The following is a 25183-nucleotide window of genomic DNA, read 5'->3' as shown; positions in this document are numbered from 1 at the left end:
GGTGAAATGGCCAGCGTGGCTGGCAGATGTACCGGATATGCGGTTGTCGCGCAGTGATTCAAGACAATCCGGGGCTGGCAATACAGCCACCATACTGCGATACTTGCGAATCATTCTCATTCCCATTGGTTCCCGAGCCCTGTCCGGGCCACACCACCGGCGCCCTTCGATGCAGGCACAACGTGAGTTCCTAGGCGTCCTCTACCGGGACCATCGCTGCTGGCTGCAGGGCTGGCTGAGCGGCCGCGTGGGATGCCGCGAGACCGCCGCCGACCTGACCCAGGACACCTTTGCGCGGCTGCTGCAGGATCGCGACCTCGCCGCACTGCGCGAGCCGCGCGCGTTCCTCACCACGGTAGCGCGCGGCCTGGCCGCCAACTGGTTCCGTCGCCAGTCGCTGGAGCGCGCGTGGCTGGAGCATCTCGCCGCGCTGCCCGAAGCGGTGGTGCCGTCGCTGGAGGACCAGGAGGTGGTCCGCGAGGCCCTGCAGCAGATCGATGCCATGCTCGACGGTCTGCCCGCCGCAGTACGGCAGGTGTTCCTGCTGGCGCAGTTCGACGGGCTGCGCTACGACGCCATCGCGGTACGCACGGGGTTGTCGCTGAGCACAGTGAAGCGGCACATGAAACGCGCCCTCGTCGGCTGCCTCGCGCATGCCGTCTGAGCCTGCCGGCGGCGACGCAGCGATCGCCCCGGAAATCCTCGGCCAGGCGGCGGAGTGGCTGCTGCGCCTGCATGACAACGACAGTGCCGGCGTGCGGCGCGCCTGCGACCAGTGGTGCGCGCAGCATCCCGAGCACGCCCGTGCGTGGCAGCGCGCACAGCGCCTGCAGGCCCTGCTCGGGCAGGTGCCGGCTGCCGCGGCGCTGCCCGTGCTCGGGCGGCCGCACGGCGCGCGGCGGCGCACCGCGATCAAACACCTCGGCGCGTGGCTCGCGCTGGCGCCGGGCGCGTGGCTGGCCTGGCACCTGCTGCACCCTGCCGCGGACAGCCCCACGCTGCGTACCGCCATCGGCGAACGCCGCCGGGCACGCCTGCCCGATGGCAGCAGGATCGTGCTCGATGCCGGCACCCGTCTCTCGCTGCACCTCGATGCACGCCAGCGCACGCTGGACCTCCACCAGGGCCAGGTCCTGGTGGAGACCACCACGGACACCCACATGCCGCCCCGCCCCTTCGCGGTGCAGACGTCGCAGGGCCGGATCACCGCGCTCGGCACCCGCTTCAACGTGCGCGTGGACACCGGATACACCCATGCTGCCCTGCTGGAAGGCGCACTGGCGATCCAGGCGGGCACCGGCCCCGCCTGGCGGATGGTGGCCGGTGAACAGGCACGGTTCGATGGGCACGGCAACCACCTCCTCGAGGCGCTGGACGACACCGTCACCAGCTGGACGACCGGCATGCGGGTCGCCGATGCGATGCCGCTGGCCGCGCTGCTGGCGCACCTGGGCCGCTACCGCCACGGACGCCTGCGCTGCGACCCGGCGATCGCCACGCTCCCGGTGTCCGGCGCCTTTCCGCTGGACGACACCGAGCGCAGTCTGGCGATGCTGGAGGCGACCTACCCCGTGCGGGTGCGACGCGCACCCGGCGGTTGGTGGGTGCTGATCGAGCCGCGCTGACCGATGGGCCCGACACGCCGGTGACACTTTTCGCGCGTTCGCGGGGCAAGGACAGGAACCCCGCATTCCAACCGAATCCACCATGACCCGATCCCCGCGTTTTCTCACCACCAGCGCGCTGACCCTCGCCCTGCTCGCCACCCCGTTGTTCGTGGCCGCCGCCCCGGAAGAAACGCAGCTGCAGCCAGCCGCGGTGCCGCTCGGGCGGGCGCTGTCCAGCTTCGCCGGCCAGCACGGCGTGGCGCTGTCCTTCGATCCCGCGCTCGCCGCCGGGCGCAGCGCACCGCCGGTGGCCGACGGGCTGTCGGTGGAGGCCGGCTTCAGTCAGTTGCTGAGCGGCAGCGGCCTGCGTGCGCGCCGCCGGGCCGATGGCAGCTATACGGTGGAACGCGCCTCCGGCAGAGCGCCCATGCCGGCGTTGCGGGTGGAGGCCAGCGCCGGCTCGACCTACCTGCCCTCGCAGCTTCCCTACGGCCAGGGCACGCGCCTGGACGAACACGCGCTGCAGGCCCAGGTGAAAGGCAACGGTGACATCGCCACCGCGCTGCGCGGCAACCCCGCCGTGCAGTTCAGTGACCGCTCGCGCACCACCCGCAACATGGGCGAGATCCGCCCGGACGATTTCTCCATCAACGGTGCGCCGTACTACCAGAACCTGTTCCTGCTCGACGGTGCCAGCTTCAACAACGATCTCGACCCGGTGGCCACCGCGGTGGGCACGACCGAGAACACCAATCACAACTCCGATGTTCCCAGCGCCGCGCAGGGCATCGCCGTGGACGTGGACCTGCTGGAATCGCTCACGGTCTACGACGCCAACGTGCCGGCGGCCTACGGCGGCTTCACCGGCGGCGTGGTCGATGCGCGCACACGCGTCGCCAGCGACGCGTTCGCCGGCAAAGTGTGGATGCGGATGGCGCGCTCGGCGTGGGACCAGATCATCACCAACCCGGCCCAGGACACCACCTACGAAGAATCGGCAACGCTGGCCTACCAGCCCGCCTACGACAAGTACCGCGTGGGCGCGCGGCTGGAGGGCCGCACGCAGGGCGGGTTGGGCCTCATCGGCACCGTGGTGCGCAGCCGCTCGGAGATTCCGCTGCGGGCCTACACGGCCGGCCGCTCAACCACCGGCAACGACGTCAACCAGCGCACCCAGACCCGTGAAAACACCGCCGCCACGATCGCCCTGGACTGGAGCAGCGACACCCTGGACCTGCGCCTGGGGCTGGGCTACGCGCCCACCGATGACCGCTACTTCATCGCCAACACCAAAAACTCCTGGTTCGACCTGAAATCCGGCGGTCCCACTGCCAACCTGAGTGCGGTCTGGCGGCACGGTGCCTGGACACTGTCGCAGCGGCTGAGCTACAGCGACCTGGAGTCGTCGCGGCGCAGCGAGGAGACCACCATGCGCCATTGGCGTCCTTCCCAGGCCTTCGACTGGGGCGTGGCCGCAGTGAGCAGCGAAGGCAGCTGGGGCAGCGTGGACCAGCACGACCGCAAGCTCGGCTACACCCTGTCCGTCGCCCATGACACCGTGACCGTGGGCCGCACCGCGCACGACGTCCAGGGCGGGCTGAGCGTGCAGCGCCGCGACGCCAACTACAAGCGCCTCAACGACCAGTACGTGTACCAGAGCGCGGTGGCCACACGCAGCTGCACGCTCAGCGACGGGCGCGTGGACAGCGTGAGCTGCTCGCTGTCGCCGCTGCTTGATGGCAGCGGCAACGGGCAGTACCTGAGCATGCTGCAGCTCTTCCACGCCGGCGAATTTTCGGTGAGTGGCGAGGAATACGCGGCCTGGCTGCAGGACGATATCCGCATCGGCAACTGGAGCGTGCGGCCGGGCCTGCGCCTGGACCGCGACAACGTGTTCAACCAGACCAACCTGTCGCCGCGTCTGGCGGTGAGCTGGGATGTGTTCGGTGATGAGGACACCCGCATCAACGCCGGCGTGAACCGCTATTACGGCCGCAGCTTCTTCGCCTACCTGCTGCGCGATGGGCGCGAGCGCCTGCGCGAGAGCAGGACCCGGCGCAGCGCCAGCACCGCCTGGGAGGATGTGGCGGGGACCTGGAACGTGGCCACCAACCGCCTGCGCGATCTCGATTCGCCCTATGCCGACGAATGGTCGCTGGGCTTGGACCAGCGCGTGGCCGGGCTGCGCATCAGCGCGAAATATGTCGACCGCCGCAGCCGGCGCGACGTGCTCCGCCGCCGGATCGGTGAGCCGCTGGATGCCACGCTCTACAACCGCAACACCTTCGAATACACCAACGACGGCCGCAGCGATGCCGGCATCGCCACCCTCACCGTCGCCTCGCGGGAACCGTGGACGTTCCTCGGCACGCGCAACAGCTGGCAGCTGGCGGCCGACCACACCGACGTCAAGCGCAACTACAACAGTTACGAAGACACGCTGCTGATGGATGAGCTGGTGCGCTACGAAGGCAAGCTGATGTACCGCCACCAGCTGCCGGCCACCGACTACCTGCGCCCGTGGAGCGCACGGCTGGGCACGCGCACCGAGCTGCCCGCGCTCGGGCTGACCTGGAACAACAGTTTCAGCTACCGCGCCGGCTACCAGGGCATTGCCACCGGACGCCCGGAGATCATCGAGGGCGTGTCGGTGCCCAACCTGACGCGGCAGCAGTTCTCCGGCACCTGGACCTGGGACGCGTCGATCGAATACCGCCATGCGCTGCCGCGTGACCAGGAGGCGTACGTGCGGGTGGAGGCGCAGAACGTGCTCAACCGCAGCAACCTGACCAGCGGCGTTGCCGGCACGGCGTACTACGAGCCGGGCCGCAGCTTCTGGCTGGAACTGGGCTGCTCGTTCTGAGCCCGGGCCGGCACCTGTTGCTCGCCACGCTGCTGGGCGCCGCGCTGCTGGGCGGCAGCCGCGCCGCGTCGATCCCGTTGCCGGCGGTGGACCCCGACTGCCGTCGGCAGCTCGCCACCGCCGGCACGCTGCCGGCACCGGCGTGCCTGCGCCAGGCGTATGCCCAGCCGAGCACGCGCTGGCCGGCGCCCCAGGTGGACGCCGGCGTGGCCTGGCAGGAGCTGGGACCGCTGCCCGGCCTGGTGGCGCCGCCGGACAATCCCACCACCCCGGCCAAGGTGGCGCTGGGCCAGCGCCTGTTCAACGACCCGCAGTTGTCGCGCTCGGGGCAGATCGCCTGCGCCAGTTGCCACGAACGCGATCTTGCGTTTGCCGATGGCCGCCGCGTGTCGTTCGGGCACGACCGCCAGGCCGGTCGTCGCAACGCGCCCAGCGTGGCCATGAGCGGCCATCTGCAGCGGCTGTTCTGGGATGGCCGTGCCGCCACGCTTGAAGATCAGGCGCTGCTGCCGATCGCCGATCCGAAGGAAATGGCCTTCAGCGCCGACGCAGCCGCCGCCCGCCTGCGCGGCGATGCCACCTACCGCCGTGCGTTCGCCGCCGTGTTCGGCAATGACCGCATCGAGACCCGCCAGCTCGCCCAGGCCATTGCCGCGTTCGAGCGCAGTCTGGCACCGCCGCCCTCGCGCCTGGACCGGTTCATTTCCGGTCGCCACGACCAGCTCGACGATCAGCAGCTGCAGGGCCTGCACCTGTTCCGCACGCGGGCCCGCTGCATGAACTGCCACAGCGGACCCGCACTGACCGACCACGGGTTCCACAATCTGGGCCTGCACTTCCACGGCGGCAGGCGCCAGGACCTGAGCCGCTACGAGGTCACCGGCGATCCAGCCGACAGCGGCCGCTTCCGCACCCCCTCGCTGCGCGGCGTGGCGCGCACCGCGCCGTACATGCACAACGGGGCGATCGCCCGGCTGGACGCGGTGCTGCAGTTCTACAACGTCGGTGGCGGCAAACCGCGACCGCGCACCGGCAGCGGCGCCCACGGCCCCTTCCCTGCACCCGACCCGCAGCTGCAGCCGCTGCAGCTCACGCGCGATGAACTGCAGGCCATCCAGGCGTTTCTGCAGACGCTGTGACGCGACGATCACACCCGCTTTCGGCCCAGGCGTCGAAGCTGCAGGCGGGTACTGCGGAGTTTCTGCATGCATTACGAACTGTACTACTGGACCGGCATCCAGGGCCGTGGCGAGTTCATCCGGCTGGCGCTGGAAGACGCAGGCGCGGCCTACACCGACATGGCGCGCGTGCATGGGGATGCGGTGATGCAGCCGTTCCTGGATGGCAGGATGGACGGCCTGCAGCCGTTCGCGCCGCCGTTCGTGCGGACCGGCAGACAGGTCGTGGCGCAGGTGAGCGCGATTCTCGACCTGCTTGCGCCCGAACTCGGCCTGGTCCCCGATGCGGCCTCGCGCCGCCAGCAGGCCCTGCAACTGCAGGCGACCATCGCCGACCTGGTGGCTGAAGTACACGACACCCATCACCCGATCGCCGCGTCGCAGTATTACGAAGACCAGATGCGCGAAGCCAAGGCCCGCGCTGCCACGATGCGGGCCGAACGCCTGCCCAGGTTCCTGGGCTACTTCGAGAACGTGCTCAAGCACAACGGCGGGCGGCATCCGCTGCGTGAGCATTCCTACGTGGATCTATCCCTGTTCCAGCTGATGTCCGGCCTGGACTACATGTTCCCGCGCCGCATGCAGGCGCTATGGCCGTCGCTGCCGCTGCTGCGCGCCCTGCAGGAACGGGTGGAGCGGCGCCCGACCATTGCCGCCTACCTCGCCTCCGGGCGCCGCCTGGCGTTCAACACCAATGGCATCTTCCGCCACTACCCCGAACTGGATGGGGAAGACTGACGCGGAACGGCAGGTCACGACCGCGGGTCGTGACGCCCTTGATCCTTCTGCAGCGACAGCAGCGACAGCAGCGCCAGCAGCCCCGCCAACGCCACATACGCCCCGGCGAACTGCCAGCTGATGATCTTCGGCAGCCCGGCAAGCTGCCACGGCAGGTAAATGCCGCCGCGCGGGTCCACCGAGTGGATCAGGCCGAACAGGGTCAGCGCTGCGGCCACCAGCAGGAACGCCGAGGCGCGCAGCAGTCTGCCGTCGATCATCGCCACCACGGCAGCAATCCACAGCATCGAGGTGATGATGAAACCGTTGCCCAGGGTGAAGATCACCGCCAGTTCGGGCAGGCCATGCCCGTCCAGCGTGGTGGTCATCGCCGCCAGCTGTTCCGGCGCGATCCAGCCCGGGGCCTTGATCGCCAGCAGGTAGGCCACCGACGGCAGGAAACCCAGCACCATCGCCCCGGCGTGTTCGCGCGGCGTGGCCTGGAAGGCCTGGGTGGTGATGTCGATGGCCACGTAGACGATGATCGGCGCCAGCACCGCCAGTGGCAGCCACTGCACCAGCCCGGAGATCACCCCGAGCATGCCGCCGACACCCACGAACAGACCGGTCAGCAGCGTGTAGCCGCTGCGCGCGCCCATGTGCTTGTAGGCCGGCTGGCCGATGTACGGCGTGGTCTGCGCCACACCGCCGCAGAAACCGGCGACCAGCGTGGCCACCGCCTCGACCAGCAGGATGTCGCGGGTACGGTAGTCGTCACCAGCCGCACGCGCGCTCTCGGACACGTTGATGCCGCCCACCACCATCAGCAGGCCAAACGGCAGCAGCAGCGGCAGGTAGGTCAGCGCGGTGGGCAGGCCATCGATGAAGCCGAGCGTGGGCCACGGCAGTACGATCTGCGGCGCGGTCCACTCGGGCACATGGAAGCCCGGCGCGCCCAGCCCGGCCAGACCCAGGCCGTAGTAGAGAATCGTGCCGAACACGAAGGCCACCAGCACGCCCGGCGCGCGGATCGGCAGGCGGCGCTTGGCGATCAGCACGTACAGCAGCAGGCCGAGGGTGACAAAACCGACGATCGGCGAGCGCAGCGTTTCCAGCAACGGCAGGAAGCCCATCAGCACGATCGCGATGCCGGCGATGGACCCCAGCAGTGACGCGCGCGGCAGCGCGCGGGTGACCGCCTCGCCGAAGAACGACAGGATGACCTTGAGCACGCCCATGATCACCAGCGAGGCCATGCCCAGCTGCCACGTGGCGATCGCCGCGTCGTGCGGCGCCAGGCCCTGCGCCTTGAACGCCAGGAATGCCGGACCGAGCACCAGCAGCGCCATACCGATGCTGGTCGGCGCATCCAGCCCCAGCGGCATGGCGGTGACGTCATCGCGGCCGGTACGCCTCGCCAGACGCCGCGCCATCCAGGTGTACAGCACGTTGCCCACCAGCACGCCGAAGGCGGTCCCCGGGAACATGCGGCCGAACACCACCTCGGCCGGGAACTGGAAGATGCCGACCAGCGCCATCGCGATGAAACCCAGGATCGACAGATTGTCGACCACCAGGCCGAAGAAGCCATTGAGGTCGCCGGCGACGAACCAGCGGGGCGGTCCGGAGCGGACCGGAGCGGAAGCGGGCATGTGGGGGCCTGCAGGTGGGGGGTAGCCGATGGTAGGGCTACACGCCCCCCGTTAACAGGTGCATGGGTGGAACGCCGGTACGCAGCGGTGGGGACGGGCGGCGCCTGCCGCCTGCCGCCTGCCGCCTGCCGGGATCAGGGTCTGTTGAGGAAGTTGTTTGCCAGCAGGTCACGCACATCGCCCACCCGCCCGCTCAACAGGGCCTTGGCGGCATACAGCGCGGTGCCGGCCACCTGTCCGGCTTCCACCTGCGGCGGCATCACCAGCTCGGTCGGGCTGGTGTGCACGTCCAGCAGTGCTGGGCCCGGGTGTGCCAGCACGTCCTGGACCGCCTGCTCCAGGTCCTCCGAGCGCGTCACGGTGCGGCCGTAGAACCCGATCACCTCGGCCAGCCGGCCGAAATCGGGGTTCTTCAGGTCGGTGTAGTTGTCCAGCAGGCCTTCGACCTTCTGCTCGAGCTCGACGAAATTCAGCGAGCTGTTGTTGTAGACCACGACCTTGATCGGCAGGTTCTCCTGCACCGCGGTGAGCAGGTCACCGAGCAGCATGGCGATGCCGCCATCGCCGGACAGCGAGATCACCTGCCGGCCCGGATAGGCCTTCTGCAGGCCCAGCGCCTGCGGCATCGCGTTGGCCATCGTGCCGTGCAGCAGGCTGGTCAGGGTGCGGCGGCGGCCGTTGACGCGGATGTGGCGCAGGATCCATACCATCGGCGAGCCGCCGTCAGCGGTGAACAACGCATCATCACTGGCGTGCCGGTCGATCAGCGCAGTGAGGTGCTGCGGATGGATCAGCGTGCCCTCGCCGGGTTCCTCTTCCTTGGCCCGCGTGGCCAGCGCCTTGTCGCGATGGCCGATGCACTCGTCAAGGAAGCTGCGGTCGTCGCGCTCGGGCAGCAACGGCAGCAAGGCCTGCAGGGTCGGGCCGATGTCGCCGACCACCCCCACGTCGACCGGATGGCGACGCCCCAGATGGCTGCCGTCGCGGTCCACCTGGATCAACGTGGCCTTGTCCGGGTAGTACTGGCCCCAGGCGAAGTCCGCGCCGAGCAGCAGCAGCGTGTCGCAGGCCATCAGCGTGTGGTAGCCCGACTCGATGCCGAAGATACCGGTCATGCCCATGTTGTACGGATTGTCGTACTCCACGAAGTCCTTGGCGCGCGAGGTGTGCGCGATCGGCGCCTTGAGCCGCTCGCCCAGCGCCACCAGCAGGTCGTGCGCGTGCTCGCAGCCGGCACCCGCATAGATGCCGATCCGCTTGCCCTCCCCGATCAGCGCGGCGATGCGCTGCAGTTCGTCATCGCCGGGACGCAGCACCGGCTGGGTGTAGTGAACCGAGAACGGCGGATCGTGCTTGACCTCTGCTTCGCTGATATCGGCCGGCAGGATCACCACCGCCACGCCGCGCCGGCTGATCGCCGCCTGGCAGGCCAGCGTGACCACCCGGCGCGCCTGCTGCGGGCTGTACACCTGCTCGCAGAACACGCTGCAACTGGCGTACACGGATTTGAAATCCACTTCCTGCGGAAACTCCATGCCCAGCTCGGGGGTGACCACCTGGCTGGCGATCAGCACCATCGGCGCACGGTTGCGGTTGCTCTCGAAGATGCCGTTGATGAAATGCAGCCCGCCCGGCCCGCAGGACCCGGCGCAGGCAGTGAGCCTGCCGCTGATCAGCGACTCGGCACCGGCCGCGAACGCGGCTACCTCTTCATGGCGCATGTGCACCCAGTCGATGTCGCTGCGATGGATGGCATCGGTGACGTGGTTGAGGGTATCGCCGACGATGCCGTAGCAGTGACGGACACCGGCGGCCTGCAGGGTTTCAACCACGATCTCGGCAACGCGCTTGCTCATGACGGACATCCACTACCGGGGGGAAACCATCAGCCTAGACCCCGGCAGGTGACACTCGTGTGGGCGTGCGCGCACTCACGGCATCGCGTTCACCCATCCCAGCACATCGCCCCGGGTCGGGTTGTGGTAACGCACCTTTACCCAGCCATCGCGTTCGTCCAGCAGTTCCACCCGATCGTCGCGGAGCAGATAGCGCGAGGTGCGTCCCTCGCCCGGCCGGGCATGCAGCGGCAGCCGCGCCGGCACCACCGTGCCGCTGAACGGCGACAGGCGACCGGTGGATGCCGGCGTCACCAGGCCGTCGGCAATCGCCGTCTCCACGACAGCGCCCTGCGCATCGTAGGTGCTCCACACCGCGAACGGGCCGGTGTCTGCGGTCTGCCTGACGAACAGCACCTGCTCGAACGCATCGCTGCCGTGGATGAAGCGCAGCGCACGGTACAGATGCAGACGCGGGCCGTCGTAGCGGTACAGATCCACGTACCACACCGCGCCGCTGCGGCAACTGCTGCTCAACGTACGGTTGGGCGCGTCCACGGTCAGCCCCATCAGGCCGCCGCACTGCGCATCGTCGTGGGGCGTTGGCGCCAGCGCCTGCATCGCCTTTTGCCGCGGATCGTAGCGATACACCGCCACCGCTTCGTTGACCATGCCCACCGAGGCCCGCGCGACCAGCTCCGGCCATCCGTCGAAATCGACGTCCTCGGCCGACAGGCGCGACTGCCCATCCACGTCGGGCGCACCCGGCAGCCGTTGCCGCGTACCCGACGGCGCGAGCGCGACCGTGATATCGCCGCCCTCCTCTACCTCCGCCTGCAGCCACACGCCAGCGGCGACCTCGGCGCGCAGCGTGTCCTGGCCCGCCGCCTGCGCGTGCGCACCCGGTGCTGCCAACGCCAGCAGCAGTGCCAGCGGCCATCCGTCCCAGTGATTCATCATCGTTCCCCGCCGCGCCACGGTGGCGCCCAAGGTCAGAACGATACGTCAACCGCCTGCTGCGCCCACAGCACCGACTGGTGACCGGTGGCCTGCTTCCATGCCAGACGGATCGCCTCGATGTCGGCACGGCGCTGCGGGGTGTTCTCGTGCAGGACCACCAGCACTTTGGTGCGCAGGCGGTTGGGCTCGGCTGCGCCACGGAACAGCCACTGGCCGTAGGCATCGAACACGGTCAGGCCATCCGGGAAGCGGGGGGTGACCTGGGTGTCCAGGAAGTCGCGCCACTGCGCCTCGCTGATCGCATCGGTCTGTCTGCGCTCGGAGGCGCCGCTTTCCTCGCCCACGCCGAAGTACAGCTCGCTGCGCACCCACCCGGCTGCGGCATCGGGACGCGCGGCGTCGCCCTGCAGGGTGGCGGTGGCCGGCGGAGGCGCAGCCGGCTGGGCCGCAGGAGCGGCGGTGGCACAGCCGGTGGCCGCCAGGACCAGAGCGAGCAGAAAGGCATGGGACGTCATTGCGAAAACTCCAGAAAACAGGGCGTGCAGGGGAAGAAGCGTGCAGGACATCCGTCTCCCGCGCAGATCACCGTCGGCAATCAGCTGATGCCCGCATGTGATGGGACTTGCATCACACGGGCTCATCACGCCAAGATAATATATCGCTTCATCCGGATGGATTGGTAGTGCCGCCCATCAACCGGCAGCACCCGCGTCCTTCCCGCTTCTCCTCCCCCTCGTCGTCCTGCCGGAGTCCGCATGTCCCGTCCGTCCGCGTCGCGCCTTGGCCTTGCCATCGCGCTCGTCCTCTCCTCCCCCCTGCTTGCCCAGGACGCAACCGCGCAGGACGCGCCCGGCTCCGCCACCACCCTGGACACGGTGATCGTCACCGGCACGCGTGCCGTGGACCGTACCGTGCTGGAGTCCACCTCGCCGGTGGACGTGCTCACCGCCGAGGACATCCGCAAGGCCGGTGTGGTCAACGGTGAACTGGGCAGCGCCCTGCAGGCGCTGCTGCCCTCGTTCAACTTCCCGCGCCAGTCCAACTCCGGGGGCGCCGACCATATCCGCGCCGCCCAGCTGCGCGGCCTGTCCCCGGATCAGGTGCTGGTACTGGTCAACGGCAAGCGCCGCCACAGCAGCGCGCTGGTCAACACCGACAGCAAGATCGGCAAGGGCACCACGCCGGTGGACTTCAATGCCATCCCGGTCAGCGCGATCAAACGCATCGAAGTGCTGCGCGACGGTGCCGGCGCCCTGTATGGCTCGGACGCGGTGGCGGGCGTGATCAATGTGATCCTCGACGACGGGGCCGACGGCGGCGCGATCGAAGCCAGCTTCGGTGCCAATCACACCGACCTCAAGCCGGTCGACCGCACCCTCACCGATGGCCAGACCAGCTACCTCAGCGCCAAGGTCGGCACCGCGCTGGGCGACGACGGCGGTTTCCTGCGCGTGGGCCTGGAGCTGAAGAACCACGAGGGCACCAACCGCGCCGGCTTCGACCAGATCCCGCCGTGGGACCAGAACGCCACCAACCTGGCGCTGCAGGGCAAGCGCAACTACGTGCTGGGCGACGGCCACACCAAGGACCTCAACGCCTGGATCAACACTGAACTGCCGTTCGGGCAGACGTCCAAGCTCTACTTCTTCAGCACGTTCAACCAGCGCGACAGCGAAGGCGCCAACTACTTCCGCTATCCGGACAGCGACGCCAACTGGGCGCAGGTGTATCCCAATGGCTACCGCCCGGTTTCCGAAGGCGAGAACCGCGACGTGCAGGCCGTGGCCGGCGCACGCGGCCAGTGGGGCGAGTGGAACTACGATGCCAGCATGGACTACGGCAGCAACAGCTTCACCTACCGCCTGCGCAACTCGCTCAACGCCTCGCTCGGCCCGACCAGCCCCACCCGCTTCAAGACCGGCGATTACCGCAACGAACTGACCGTGGCCAATCTCGACCTGGGGCGGGTGTTCGAGCAGGGTGACAGCATCACCCACAGCCTGGGCCTTGGCCTGGAAGCACGCCACGACCACTACCAGACCCGGCCTGGCGACCCGAGCAGCTATGCGGCCGGCCCGTACACCGACCGCCCGACCGGCTCGCAGGCCGGCGGTGGCCTGACCCCGCAGGATGCCACCACGTTGTCGCGCGATGTGGTCAGCGCCTACGCCAGCCTGTCCAGCCAGGTCGGCGAGCACTTCTCCAGCGATCTGGCCGCACGCTACGAACACAGCGATGATTACGGCGGCGAGCTCACCGGCAAGCTCGGCCTGCGCTACGAATTCACCCCGGCGTTCGCGCTGCGTGGCGCAGTCTCCAACAACTTCCGCGCGCCTTCGTTGGCGCAGATCGGCTATGAATCCACCTCTACCGGCTACAACGCCGCCGGCCAGCTGGTGCAGGGCCGGGTGCTCTCGGTGAACAACCCCATCGCGCGCGGACTGGGCGCCCGCGACCTGAAGCCGGAGAAGTCGCTCAACACCAGCCTGGGCTTCACCAGCCGCATCGGCGATCACTTCGACGTCTCGCTGGATTTCTTCCAGATCGATATCGACGACCGCATCGCGCTGTCCGAGAGCATCACCGGCGATGCGCTGACCGACTACGTGCAGCAGCAGTTCGGCGTGGCCGGCCTGCAGAGCGCCAGCTTCTTCGTCAATGCTGCCGACACCCGTACCCGCGGCGCGGAACTGGTGAGCAACTGGCGACAGTCGCTCGGCACGGGCGAGCTGGTGCTGACCGGGACCTACGCCTATACCAGGACCACGCTGAAGAACGTCCTGGCCACCCCCGCCAGCCTGCGCGCGCTGGATCCGGACTACGTGCTGTTCGGCGTGGAAGAGACCAACACGCTGACCGACGCCACCCCGCGCACCCGCGCGTCACTGGCCGCGAGCTGGGCCAACGACCGCTGGTCGCTGAGCAGCCGGGTCAACCGTTATGGCAGCGTCACCCGCGTGTTCAACTTCGGTGATGGCTACCTTCCACGCCAGACCTACGGTGCCGAGTGGCAGCTGGATGCCGAAGTGGAGTTCAGGATCACGCCGCAGTGGAGCGTGGCGGTGGGCGGGCAGAACCTGACCGACAACTACTCCGATCCCTCCAATGACGACATCCATTACTTCGGCAACCTGCCGTATGACGTGCTGTCGCCGATCGGCAGCAACGGCGCGTACTTCTACGGGCGCGTGCGATATACGTTCTGACGGCGCTGCCGGCCGGCACCACCGTGTGGATGTGATTGCCATTACCTGGCGATCACATCCACGCTGGCATGTTGGCCCGCATGGCAAACGACTTCCCCCACCGTCCGCCGCCGCCACTGCTGGACGATGCCTGTGCGCTGTTCCTGGACGTGGATGGCACCCTCATCGAGTTCGCCGATGACCCCGACGCGGTGCAACTGCTGCCGGACATCCGCGAGGCCATCGGGCGCATCAGCGACCGCCTTGAAGGTGCGGTCGCGCTGATCAGCGGCCGGCCGCTGGATCAACTCGACCGGCTGTTCGCCCCGCTGCACCTGCCGGCGGCAGGCCTGCACGGTCACGAACTGCGCCACGGCGATGGCCGGGTGGACAGCACCGTGCCCGGCACCGATGCCGGCGAATGGCTGCACGCACTCCACCAGCAGGCGATGCGCTTTGCCCACGGCAAGCCCGGTGTTCTGGTCGAGGACAAGGGCCAGAGCCTCGCACTGCACTGGCGCGGTGCACCGCATGCCGCACCCGAGGTGCGTGCCTTTGCCGAGCGGCACATCCGCGGCCACACCGGCTACCGGCTGCAGCCGGGCGACCACGTCGTCGAATTCGTTCCCGAAGGCAGCGACAAGGGCCGCGCCCTGCGCCGGCTGATGCTCGCCCCGCCCTTCCGCGACCGGTTGCCGGTGTTCCTCGGCGACGATCTCACCGACGAGTACGGGTTCGGCGCCGCCAACGATCTGCACGGCTGGAGCGTGCTCGTGGGGGCACGCGAGCCCAGCGCGGCGGTGTTCGCGTTGCCGCATATCCGTGCCGTGCATGCCTGGTTGCGCGAGAACGCGTACTGAGCATCGCCACTGCCCCCGGCCCCCTGCGCCGGCTTGACCCGAGAGTTTCATGACATGAGTAGTGACACCGTCCCCACCCTGGACCTGGGCGTTGTTGGCAATGGCAGCTTCGGCGCGTTGATCGACAAACACGCCCGCGTGGTCTGGAGCTGCCTGCCCACCTTCGATGGCGACCCGACCTTCTGCGCCCTGCTCGAACCGAACCAGCAGACCGGCGGCGACTTCGGCATCGAGCTGGAAGACCTGGTCGGCAGCGAACAGACCTACCTGACCAACACCGCCATCCTGCGCACCGTGCTTCACGACAAGCACGGCGGCGCCCTGGAGATCATCGACTTCGCGCCGCGCTGGCGCCAGAACGACCGCTTCTACCGGCCCGTCAGCCTGATCCGCCAGGTGCGGCCGCTGGCCGGCAATCCCCGCATTATCGTGCGCGCGCGCCCGCTGGCCGACTGGGGTGCACGCGTACCCGACGCCACCTGGGGCAGCAACCACATCCGCTGGGTCCTGCCCGACCACATCCTGCGGCTCACCACTGATGTACCGGTACGCTTCGTGCGCGACGGCCTGCCGTTCACGCTCAACCACCCGGTGCACCTGGTGCTGGGCGTGGACGAGTCGCTGGACCGCTCCCTCAGCGGTTATGTGCAGGAAGCCTTCCAGCGTACCCGCGACTACTGGCGCGAATGGGTGCGCTACCTGTCCATTCCGCTGGAGTGGCAGGACGCGGTGATCCGCAGCGCGATCACACTCAAGCTGTGCCAGTACGAGGACAGTGGCGCGATCATCGCGGCAATGACCACGTCCATTCCGGAGGCGCCGGGCAGCATCCGCAACTGGGACTACCGCTACTGCTGGCTGCGCGACGCCGCGTTCGTGGTGCGCGCGCTCAACCGCCTCGGCGCGACCCGGACGATGGAACAGTTCCTGGGCTACATCTTCAATCTGGCCACGGCTGATGGCAGCCTGCAGCCGCTTTACGGCATCGGCTTCGAGGCAAAGCTGGACGAGGACGAAGTGCCCTCGCTCTCCGGCTACCGCGGCATGGGCCCGGTCCGGCGCGGCAATCTGGCCTGGGTGCAGCGCCAGCACGATGTGTACGGCAGCGTGGTGCTGGCCTCCACCCAGCTGTTCTTCGACCGCCGCCTGCAGGACCCGGGCGATGCACACACCTTCGCGCGCCTGGAACCGCTCGGCGAACAGGCCTTCGCGCTGCATGATGTGCCCGATGCCGGGTTGTGGGAGTTCCGTGGGCGCACCGAGGTGCACACCTATACCAGCGCGATGTGCTGGGCCGCGTGCGACCGGCTGTGCAAGATCGCGGTGCGGCTCAAGCTCGATGACCGCGCGGCCTACTGGCGCGACCGCGCCGATACGATCCACGCGCGCATCATGGCCGAGGCGTGGAGCGAGGAACTGGGCCACTTCACCGACACCTACGGCGGCCACCGCCTGGACGCCTCGCTGCTGCTGCTGGCCGACATCGGGTTCATCGAGGCGCACGACGCACGCTTCGTGGCCACCGTCGAAGCGATCGGCCGCGACCTCAAGCACGGTGATGCACTGTACCGCTACGTGGCGCCGGACGACTTCGGCGAGCCGGAAACCAGCTTCACCATCTGCACCTTCTGGTACATCGATGCGCTGGCCGCGATTGGCCGCATGGACGAAGCGCGTGACATGTTCGAGATGCTGCTGTCCCGGCGCAACCACCTCGGCCTGCTGTCCGAGGATCTGGCCTTCGACAGCGGCGAAGCGTGGGGCAACTTCCCGCAGACGTACTCGCATGTCGGCCTGGTGACCGCCGCGATGCGTCTGTCGCGCAGCTGGCAGGAGGCGTCATGAGCAGGCTGGTCGTGGTGTCCAACCGGGTGGCGGTCCCGGGCGAAAACCGCGCTGGCGGCCTGGCCGTGGGCCTGCTGGCCGCACTCAAGGAACGCGGGGGCGTCTGGTTCGGCTGGAGCGGCAAGGCGGTGCGCGATCCCAGCGGCGCGCTGCACGAGCAGCTGGACGGCGACATCCGCTACGTCACGATGGATCTCAACAAGCGCGATGTGGACGGTTACTACAACGGCTTCGCCAACCGCACGCTGTGGCCGCTGCTGCACTTCCGCCTGGACCTGGTCGACTACGACCGCGCCACCCGCGAAACGTACCGCCGGGTCAATGCGCTGTTCGCCGAGAAGCTCGCGCCGCTGCTGCGCGACGACGACATCGTGTGGATCCATGACTACCATCTGATCCCGCTGGCCTCGCTGCTGCGCGAGCGCGGCATCGGGTGCCGCATCGGGTTCTTCCTGCACGTGCCGATGCCCTCGGCCGACCTGCTGCAGGCCATGCCGGACCACCTGCGCCTGTTCTCCAGCCTGTATGCGTACGATCTGGTCGGCTTCCAGACCCAGCGCGACGCCGACCGTTTCCAGTCCTATGTACGTCTGTTCGGCGGCGGGCGCGTGGTGGGCGATGGCGAACTGGAGGCACCGGGGGGGCGGCGCTTCCGCGCGGCGGCGTTCCCGATCGGCATCGATACCGGCCACATCGCGCGCCAGGCCGGGGCCGGCGCCAGCAAGCCGGCCGTGCGCGCCCTGCGCAACAGCCTGGGCGACCGCCAGCTGGCCATTGGCGTGGACCGCCTGGACTACTCCAAGGGCCTGCCCGAACGCTTCCTCGGCTTCGAGCGCTACCTCGAACGCCACCCCGACCAGCGCGGCAGCCTGACCTACCTGCAGATCGCGCCGGTGTCGCGTGGCGACGTCAACGAGTACCGTCAGCTGCGCGGCCAGCTGGAGCAGATCGCCGGACACATCAACGGCGGCCATGCCGCGCCGGACTGGACGCCGCTGCGCTACGTCAACCAGAACTTCACCCATGCCACCCTGACCGGCTTCTACCGGGCGGCCGCCGTGGGCCTGGTCACCCCGCTGCGCGACGGCATGAACCTGGTGGCCAAGGAGTACGTGGCCTCGCAGGACCCGGAGAATCCCGGCGTGCTGGTGCTGTCACTGCTGGCCGGCGCGGCCGATGAGCTGAAGCACGCGCTGCTGGTCAATCCGCACGACCTGGACGGCGTGGCCGATGCCATCGCCACGGCCGCCACCATGCCGCTGCGCAAACGCGTGGAACGGTGGCAGGCCATGATGGACCACCTGCGCACCTACGACATCAATCACTGGCGGCAGACCTACCTGGAGGCGCTGGAAAGCGCCTGACGCGCGGCGACGGCGCTGCGCATCGCCGTCGCTTTCGGCCCGGCTTCTGCCCTGCAGATGTCTCTTTTCGCGCGCGTGAGGTGACGGCGCGTGCGGGTGTCGTCTTTGACACGTGCCGCCGGACAGACCGTGCTGTCCCAAGCCGCCAAAAGCGATAGGCGGCGCGAATGGATCTGCGCAAACGCAACTTTCTGCGGCAGTGGCTTGCGAATTTTCATTCGCCATTGACAGGGACTAACGACATTCAGGCCCCCAGAGCCCCCCGACAAGGCGTGGGCCAGGCACGTGCGACGTGATGCGCACGGTCTTTTCAACTGGGGATTTGAAGACATGTCATCGCTTGACCGCTTGATCGAAGATGCCGCCTCCCGGCTTAATCTGGGCTACCGCGCGCGCAGCGTGGTAACGGTGTTGACCGCGTACATCGCCACCCGCGAAGACGGGTTGGCTGGACTGGGCGACCAGTTCGAGCGCGCCGGGGTGGGCGCGCTGTTCCACAGCTGGTGCCGCGGCGACGAGCAGCCGATCGTCGCCAGCCAGCTCGAGCGCGCCATCGGCCGCGAGGACCTGGCGCGCCTGGCCCGCCGCGCCGGCTTTCCACCCGGCATCTTCGCCGTCATCGTCGCCGAGTTGCTGCCGCCACTGGTGGATCTGCTGACCACCACCAACGGCGCGCCGGTGGCGCTGCGTGCCCGCCGCCTGGACGCGCATGCCGCCGGCGCGGCGGGCCAGGCCGTGCGGGGCGTGGCCGTGCGCAGCGTCCTGGCCTGCCTGATCGGCGTGTCACTGATCCTGGCCACCAGCTGGCTGTACCTGGTCACCCGGGCGCCGCCGCAGGACACGTCCGCCACGCGGGTGGCGCCGGTGGCGGACGCGCGGTTGTCACTGGTGGTCGACGGCGACCACGTGCGGGTGGACGGACGGCTGCCGCGTGCCGCCGACCAGCGCCGGGTATGGAACGCGCTGGTACAGCGCTACGGGGAGGACAACGTACGCGGCCAACTGCAGGTGGATGGCGGAACGCGCCCACCGCGCTGGCAGGACCGGCTGATCGCCCACCTGCCCGCCCTGCTCGCCCCCGGCCTGCGGCTCGATCTGGAGGGCGAGCACATCCGCGTGGACAGCCGTGCGCTGACCGTGCAGGACCGGTTGGGTGTCACCCGGGTACTGCGTGATCACTTTGGTGCCTTCGACGTGCGCGGACTATGGACGCCGGGCATCGCCGCCCTGCACGCGCTGCCGCCCGACGCCACGCCCGATGCGGTGGTGGTCGCGCTCAACCAGACCGTGGTGAAGTTCCAGCCCGAGGCGACGGCGCTCACCGGCGACTCCCTGGATACCCTGCACGCCACCGCGGCGGCGCTCCGCCAGCTGCCGGCCGGCACCCGGGTGGAGGTCGGCGTGCATACCGACAGTCACGGCGATGCCGCCGCCAGGCGCGCTCTGAGCCAGCAGCGCGCCGAGTCGCTGGTGCTGGCACTGCACCTGCTGGATGTGCCGATGGGGATGCTGGACGCAATGGGGCACGGTGCCGACGACCCGATCGCCGACAACCGCAGCGAGGCCGGCCGCGCACAGAACCGGCGCGTGGTCTACCGGCTGCTGCGCTGAGCGGCCGGCGCAGCGCTCACGCCAGGAAACGCCGTGCCTGTTCCGCACTCGGCAGGAAACAGCTGTCCTGGCGGCCGAACCAGCGGTAGCGGTTGCGTGCCAGCGCCCGGTAGGCGCGATCACGCAGCCGGCGCGGGACCGCGCGCAGCACCACAGCCAGCCGCCACGGCCCGCCCAGCCCGACCAGCACCCGCACGATGGCATCGGTATCGGTCCAGGCGCGGCCGTCCTCCAGCAGCAGGAACGACAGCGGATCGTCCGGGTCCAGCCCATGCTGCCGCAGCAGGACGCGCCCGTGCGTGCCCTGCATCGCGGCGAAGCGGTAGCGCTCCTGCCGGTCGACTCGCAGCAGGAAGCGCACCCAGCGGCTGCACAGTGCGCAGACGCCGTCGAAGACGATTACCCCCGCCATACCAGCGTGGCCATGCGGCCAGTGCGACGATCGCGGCGATGCGAGAAGTAGTGCTCCGGCGCCGCGATGGTGCACCGGGTACCGCCGCTGATGGCGGCCGCATCCAACCCGGCTGCCTGCAGACGCTGACGGGCCAGCGCGTACAGATCCACCCGCCAATGACCCGGGCGGGTGGCCTGGAAGGCCGTGGCCGCGTCGGCCGTGTGCGCAAGGAAGGCAACCCTGACCTCCTCACCCACCTCGTAGTGCGCCGGACCGGCGGCCGGCCCCAGCCACGCCTGCAGCTGCGACGGCACCGTGCGCATGGCGGCCACCGTGGCTTCAAGCATGCCGTCGGCCAGGCCGCGCCAGCCGGCATGCGCCGCGCCGATCTCGCTGCCGTCGCGCGCGGCGAACACCACCGGCAGGCAATCGGCGGTCAGGATGGCCAGGACCACGCCTGTGGCCGACGTCACCGCCGCATCGGCAGTGGGTTCGGCGTCGATCCCGGCCGCCCTCGGCGGCGCATCGAAACGCAGCACCGTGGTGCCATGCACCTGGCGCAGCCAATGCGGGGCCGAGGGCAGTACCAGGCCGGCCTGGAGCAGGTCGCGGTTGCGCTGCACCTGCGCCGGGTCGTCACCGTCGGCGGCGTACCGGTTGCCCATGTTGAACTGGTCGAACGGCGCCACCGATCCGCCTGCGCCGTAGCGCAGGGTGGTCAGCGCCTGCACGCCCGGCGGCGCGCGCCACTCGGCCGGCAGTACCGGAAGCGAGGCGTCCATCAACGGCGCCCGCGCTCCAGTTCGGCGAAGTGCCTGCTGTCTTCGCGCAGCGCGTGCAGCAGCGCCAGCATGTCCGCCGGCGGCGGCGCGCTGTTGCGGATCGGCTCGCCGGTGACCGGGTGGGTGAACTCCAGCGTTTCGGCGTGGAGTGCCTGGCGCTTGAAGCCGCGCAGCGCGGCGACCAGCTCATCGCTGGCGCCCTTGGGCAGCTTCAGCGCGCCGCCATACAGCTGATCGCCGATGATCGGATGGCGCAGGTGCGCCATGTGCACGCGGATCTGATGGGTGCGGCCGGTTTCCAGGCGGCATTCCAGCGCGGTGTGCGCGCGGAAGCGCTCACGCAGGCGGTAATGGGTGATCGCGTCCTTGCCGTCCTCACGCACGGCCATGCGCACGCGGTCGCGCGGATGGCGGTCGATGGCGGCGGTAGCGGTGCCCCCGGAGACCAGCGCGCCCACCACCACCGCCAGGTACTGGCGATGCACTTCGCGCGCGGACAACTGCGCCACCAGCGCGGTCTGCGCCTCCAGCGTGCGCGCGATGACCATGACGCCACTGGTGTCCTTGTCCAGCCGGTGCACGATGCCTGCGCGCGGCAGGACCGCCAGCGACGGGTCACGGAACAGCAGGGCGTTGACCAGCGTGCCGGTGGGGTTGCCCGCACCGGGGTGGACCACCAGGCCCACCGGCTTGTTGATGACGAACACGTGCTCGTCCTCGTACAGGACCTCCAGCGGGATGTCCTCCGGCTCGGCATGGGTCTGGGTGTCGAGCACGACAAGCAGGCTGGCGACCTCGCCGCCGCGCACCGGGTCGCGCGGGCGGGCCGGCTCGCCGTCCAGCAGCAGATCGCCGGATTTGATCCACTCGGTCAGGCGCGAGCGGGAGTATTCAGGGAAAAGTTCGGCAACCACCGCATCGAAGCGGCGGCCGGCGGCGGTATCGGGCACGATGGCCTGACGGGGGTTTTCAGCTGGGGTATCGGACATGGGAACCACGCGGGGAGACAATTTTGGGGTCCGGGCGACCACTTTCAGTCGCAGGACAGGCCACTAGGCTATCATCGACCCTTCGTATTCCAGCCGCGTCCCGCCCTGACCCCATGATCCGACGCTCCGTTCTGCTGTCCGCGCCCGTCCGCCTCGCCGCCCTGATGCTGGTGCTGCTCTTCGTCGCCACCGGCTGCCATCGCGGTACCAAGGGCAAGAATCCGGATGAAGGGCTGCCGGTCGAGCAGCTCTATGACAAGAGCCACAAACTGATGGAGGGGGGCAACTGGAGCGGTGCCGAGGCCAGTTTCCGCCGTCTGGTGGCCCAGTACCCCTACGGCCCGTACACCGAGCAGGCGATGATCGAATCGGCCTACGCCCAGTACAAGGCCGGCAAGCACGATGACGCGGTGTCCAGCATCGACCGCTTCATCCGTACCTACCCGACCCACCGCAACATCGCCTACCTGTACTACCTCCGCGGCCTGGCCAACGGCAACCGCGACACGGTGTTCCTGCGCCGGGTGTGGTCCCTGGACCCGAGCCGCCGCGACCTGTCCGCCCCGCGCCAGGCCTACGCCGACTTCACCATCGTGACTGAGCGCTACCCCAACAGCCGCTATGCCGCCGACGCCCGCCAGCGCATGATCGTGCTGCGCGACGTGTTCGCCCAGCACGAGCTGGACAACGCCCTGTACTACCTGCGCCGCCAGGCCTGGGTGTCGGCCGCCGGCCGCGCCAACTACCTGCTGGAAACCTACCCGCAGAGCGCCTTCCAGTACGACGCCGTGGCCACCCTGGCCGAGGCGTACACGCACCTGGACAACAAGCCGCTGGCCGACGACGCCCGCCGCGTGCTCGAGCTGAACCAGCCCGACCACCCGTGGCTGCAGGGCAAGTGGCCGAAGTACCCGTGGATGGTGCGCAAGCTGAACCCGTTTGCCGGCGAGAAATCGGCCAGCACCGGTCAGCGCAACGCCACGATCAACCGCAAGTAATCCCTGCGGTGACGAAGAAAAGGGCCCGGTTCGGGCCCTTTTTTTTGGCTCCTCTCCAAGGGAGGGGACACGCCTCTGAGCCTGGGGCCGCAAGGCGTGTGTTTCCCGCCGAGGACCCTCGCCAGCGCCTGGCGTTCGTGACCTCGCGGTTGGCCGCGGGGCCTGTGCCAGGCGCCGTCGCCGGTGTCAGCCCTTGTAGCCGTTGCTGATCGGGTAGCGGCGTTCGCGGCCGAAGGCGCGTCGCGACACCTTGGGACCGGGCGCGGCCTGGTGGCGCTTCCACTCGCTTGTGCGCACCAGGCGCAGCACGCGGTCCACCACCTCCGGCGCGTAGCCGGCCCCCACGATCTCCTCGCGCGACTGTTCCTGGTCGACGTAGCGGTACAGGATGCCATCGAGCACATCGTAGGCGGGCAGCGAGTCCTGGTCGGTCTGGTTGTCCCGCAGTTCGGCGGACGGCGGCCGGGCAATCACCGCCGGCGGAATCACCGGCGCGCCCCCGACCGTGTTGCGCCACTTGGACAGCCCGAACACCTCGGTCTTGTACAGGTCCTTCAGCGGCGCGTAGCCACCGCACATGTCGCCGTAGATGGTGGCGTAGCCCACCGCGTATTCGCTCTTGTTGCCGGTGGTGAGCAGCAGCCCGCCGAACTTGTTGGACAGCGCCATCAGGATCACGCCGCGGCTGCGCGACTGCAGGTTCTCCTCGGTGACATCGGCCGGCTGGCCCTCGAACATCGGGCCGAGCGCGCGCATCAGGCCCTCGAACACCGGTTCGATCGACACCGCTTCAAGCCTCACCCCCAGCGCGCGGCACTGCTCGGCCGCCAGATCGTTGGACATGTCGGCGGTGTAGCGCGACGGCAGCCGCACTGCGGTGACGTTGGCCGCGCCCAGCGCATCCACGGCCATCGCCAGCACCAGCGCCGAATCGATACCGCCGGACAGGCCCAGCCACACCTTCTTGAAGCCGTTCTTGCGGCAGTAGTCCTGGATGCCCCGGGTGACTGCACGCCAGGCCAGCGCGTCCATGCTCTCGTCGCCATCGTCGATCCACTCGCGCGGCAGGAAGCGACGCGTCTGCGCGTCGTAGTCCACGACCAGCCACTGGTCGGTGAACGCCGCCGCCGCCGGGTGCACCGTGCCATCGCCATCGGCGACCACCGAGGCGCCGTCGAACACCAGCGCATCCTGCCCCCCCACCACATTGAGGTAGGCGATCGCCGCACCGCTTTCACGGGTACGTGCGGCCAGCACGGCATCGCGCTCGGCATGCTTGCCGCGCTCGTACGGCGAGGCGTTGGGCACCACCACCAGCTGCGCGCCCTGGCGCACGGTATCGGCCAGCGGCTCGGCGAACCACAGGTCCTCGCAGATCAGCAGGCCCACCGGCACGCCCTTGATCTCGAACACGCAGCTGCCGCCGTCCGGGTCGACATCGAAGTAGCGGCGCTCGTCGAACACCGCGTAGTTGGGCAGTTCGCGCTTGCGATAGGTGTGCAGGACCTGGCCATCGCGCAGCACGCTGGCCGCGTTGTAGACCACCGCACCGGCGGCCTGCGGCCAGCCAACCACGGCGGTGATGCCCTGGGTGGCCGCAGCGATGCGCTCCAGCGCCTGCTGGCAGTCGTACAGGAAACGCGGCCGCAGCAGCAGGTCCTCCGGCGGATAGCCGCTGATGGCCAGTTCCGGGAATACCACCAGTTCGGCGCCGTACTCGTCGCGCGCCTCGCCGATCATCGTGATGATGGTATCGGTGTTCTGCGCGACGGCACCTACCGGGAAGTCGAACTGGGCCAGGGCAATGCGAAGCGACGTCATGAGATACAGCCTGGTGGTTGCAATGCCCCATTGTAGTGCCGGCCGCTGGCCGGCAGCCATGTGGACACGTGCCACGCCCCAACGCAGAAAGGCCGCCCGGAGGCGGCCTTTCTGTTTGACGCCGCCGACCAGCGGTCGGCGCTTCAGGCATGTCCACCGCGTACGCGGCGGGCGGCCTTACTTCACCAGCTTGGCGATCGCGGCACCCAGGTCGCCCGGCGAACGCACGGTGACGACGCCGGCAGCTTCCATCGCGGCGAACTTGCCTTCCGCAGTGCCCTTGCCGCCCGAGGCGATCGCACCGGCGTGGCCCATGCGCTTGCCGGCCGGAGCCGACGCACCGGCGATGAAACCGACGACCGGCTTCTTCACGTGGTTCTTGATGTACTCGGCACCGGCTTCCTCGGCGTCGCCGCCGATTTCGCCGACCATGATGATGCCTTCGGTCTGCGGGTCTTCGTTGAACAGCTTGAGGCAGTCGACGAAGTTCAGGCCGTTGATCGGGTCACCACCGATGCCGAT

19 protein-coding genes and 1 pseudogene are annotated in these 25183 nt (G+C 69.0%); 11 read left to right on the top strand and 9 right to left on the bottom strand.

Features of this window, described 5'->3' with window-relative positions:
* Window positions 1-169 precede the first annotated feature (169 nt).
* From ACPEH1_RS07970 to ACPEH1_RS07950, 5 genes are all read left to right on the top strand, one after another.
* Complete coding sequence (locus ACPEH1_RS07970) at window positions 170-664, top strand: sigma-70 family RNA polymerase sigma factor (RefSeq protein WP_423715599.1); 495 nt, start codon at window positions 170-172, stop codon at window positions 662-664.
* The gene (locus ACPEH1_RS07965) at window positions 654-1625 is read left to right on the top strand and encodes a FecR family protein (protein ID WP_313242692.1); all 972 of its coding nucleotides are present in this window, start codon (window positions 654-656) and stop codon (window positions 1623-1625) included. The genes ACPEH1_RS07970 and ACPEH1_RS07965 overlap by 11 nt, the downstream gene beginning before the upstream one ends.
* A gap of 82 nt (window positions 1626-1707) precedes the next feature.
* Window positions 1708-4470, top strand: a complete 2763-nt coding sequence (locus ACPEH1_RS07960; RefSeq protein ID WP_423715598.1) for a hypothetical protein — start codon at window positions 1708-1710, stop codon at window positions 4468-4470.
* A 17-nt stretch (window positions 4471-4487) separates the two neighbouring features.
* Entirely contained in the window at window positions 4488-5609 is a 1122-nt protein-coding gene (locus ACPEH1_RS07955) for a cytochrome-c peroxidase (RefSeq protein WP_423715596.1), read from the top strand.
* A 66-nt stretch (window positions 5610-5675) separates the two neighbouring features.
* The gene (locus ACPEH1_RS07950) at window positions 5676-6386 is read left to right on the top strand and encodes a glutathione S-transferase (protein ID WP_017356842.1); all 711 of its coding nucleotides are present in this window, start codon (window positions 5676-5678) and stop codon (window positions 6384-6386) included.
* A 14-nt stretch (window positions 6387-6400) separates the two neighbouring features.
* Here ACPEH1_RS07950 and ACPEH1_RS07945 read toward each other — a convergent pair whose 3' ends face one another.
* From ACPEH1_RS07945 to ACPEH1_RS07930, 4 genes are all read right to left on the bottom strand, one after another.
* Window positions 6401-8017 (bottom strand): hypothetical protein, encoded by a 1617-nt coding sequence (locus tag ACPEH1_RS07945; protein WP_423715594.1) that lies wholly within the window; start codon window positions 8015-8017, stop codon window positions 6401-6403.
* 134 nt (window positions 8018-8151) lie between these two features.
* Window positions 8152-9873 (bottom strand): thiamine pyrophosphate-dependent enzyme, encoded by a 1722-nt coding sequence (locus tag ACPEH1_RS07940; RefSeq protein ID WP_312709019.1) that lies wholly within the window; start codon window positions 9871-9873, stop codon window positions 8152-8154.
* Between the two features lie 75 nt (window positions 9874-9948).
* The gene (locus ACPEH1_RS07935; protein ID WP_262071832.1) at window positions 9949-10812 is read right to left on the bottom strand and encodes an XAC2610-related protein; all 864 of its coding nucleotides are present in this window, start codon (window positions 10810-10812) and stop codon (window positions 9949-9951) included.
* Between the two features lie 32 nt (window positions 10813-10844).
* Window positions 10845-11327 carry a DUF3574 domain-containing protein gene (locus ACPEH1_RS07930; RefSeq protein WP_017356846.1) on the bottom strand — a complete coding sequence of 161 codons (483 nt, stop codon included), beginning with the start codon at window positions 11325-11327 and terminating at the stop codon, window positions 10845-10847.
* Window positions 11328-11567: 240 nt separating this feature from the next.
* Here ACPEH1_RS07930 and ACPEH1_RS07925 point away from each other — a divergent pair, with 240 nt between their 5' ends.
* From ACPEH1_RS07925 to ACPEH1_RS07905, 5 genes are all read left to right on the top strand, one after another.
* The gene (locus tag ACPEH1_RS07925; RefSeq protein WP_423715593.1) at window positions 11568-14018 is read left to right on the top strand and encodes a TonB-dependent receptor plug domain-containing protein; all 2451 of its coding nucleotides are present in this window, start codon (window positions 11568-11570) and stop codon (window positions 14016-14018) included.
* Between the two features lie 80 nt (window positions 14019-14098).
* Entirely contained in the window at window positions 14099-14857 is a 759-nt protein-coding gene (gene otsB / locus ACPEH1_RS07920; protein ID WP_136003017.1) for a trehalose-phosphatase, read from the top strand.
* 54 nt (window positions 14858-14911) lie between these two features.
* Window positions 14912-16702: a glycoside hydrolase family 15 protein gene (locus tag ACPEH1_RS07915; protein ID WP_136003016.1), complete on the top strand. Its 1791-nt coding sequence runs from the start codon at window positions 14912-14914 to the stop codon at window positions 16700-16702.
* A complete protein-coding gene (gene otsA / locus ACPEH1_RS07910; protein WP_423715592.1) occupies window positions 16699-18066 on the top strand; it encodes an alpha,alpha-trehalose-phosphate synthase (UDP-forming) in 1368 nt (455 codons plus the stop codon). Before ACPEH1_RS07915 ends, otsA begins: the two co-directional genes overlap by 4 nt.
* 330 nt (window positions 18067-18396) lie before the next feature.
* Window positions 18397-19677, top strand: a complete 1281-nt coding sequence (locus ACPEH1_RS07905; protein WP_313242677.1) for an OmpA family protein — start codon at window positions 18397-18399, stop codon at window positions 19675-19677.
* 16 nt (window positions 19678-19693) lie between these two features.
* Here ACPEH1_RS07905 and ACPEH1_RS07900 read toward each other — a convergent pair whose 3' ends face one another.
* The 3 genes from ACPEH1_RS07900 to rluD are packed head-to-tail and all read right to left on the bottom strand — an operon-like array spanning window position 19694 to window position 21842.
* Entirely contained in the window at window positions 19694-20089 is a 396-nt protein-coding gene (locus ACPEH1_RS07900) for a thiol-disulfide oxidoreductase DCC family protein (RefSeq protein ID WP_313242676.1), read from the bottom strand.
* Entirely contained in the window at window positions 20077-20853 is a 777-nt protein-coding gene (gene pgeF / locus ACPEH1_RS07895; RefSeq protein WP_136003012.1) for a peptidoglycan editing factor PgeF, read from the bottom strand. The genes ACPEH1_RS07900 and pgeF overlap by 13 nt, the downstream gene beginning before the upstream one ends.
* Window positions 20853-21842 (bottom strand): 23S rRNA pseudouridine(1911/1915/1917) synthase RluD, encoded by a 990-nt coding sequence (rluD, locus tag ACPEH1_RS07890; RefSeq protein WP_017356166.1) that lies wholly within the window; start codon window positions 21840-21842, stop codon window positions 20853-20855. Before rluD ends, pgeF begins: the two co-directional genes overlap by 1 nt.
* 113 nt (window positions 21843-21955) lie before the next feature.
* Here rluD and ACPEH1_RS07885 point away from each other — a divergent pair, with 113 nt between their 5' ends.
* Complete coding sequence (locus tag ACPEH1_RS07885; RefSeq protein ID WP_017356167.1) at window positions 21956-22840, top strand: outer membrane protein assembly factor BamD; 885 nt, start codon at window positions 21956-21958, stop codon at window positions 22838-22840.
* A 186-nt stretch (window positions 22841-23026) separates the two neighbouring features.
* Here the strand turns inward: ACPEH1_RS07885 and ACPEH1_RS07880 are convergent, their stop codons facing one another.
* Together ACPEH1_RS07880 and ACPEH1_RS07875 are read right to left on the bottom strand one after the other, a co-directional pair.
* Window positions 23027-24661: an NAD+ synthase gene (locus ACPEH1_RS07880; RefSeq protein WP_313242674.1), complete on the bottom strand. Its 1635-nt coding sequence runs from the start codon at window positions 24659-24661 to the stop codon at window positions 23027-23029.
* Between the two features lie 177 nt (window positions 24662-24838).
* Window positions 24839-25183 (bottom strand): annotated as a pseudogene (locus tag ACPEH1_RS07875) (succinate--CoA ligase subunit alpha); the annotation flags it as partial.

The organism is Stenotrophomonas sp. NPDC077421, from assembly GCF_049545505.1.
GTDB lineage: Bacteria > Pseudomonadota > Gammaproteobacteria > Xanthomonadales > Xanthomonadaceae > Stenotrophomonas > Stenotrophomonas nematodicola.
This window is presented reverse-complemented; position numbering and strand designations above follow the sequence as displayed.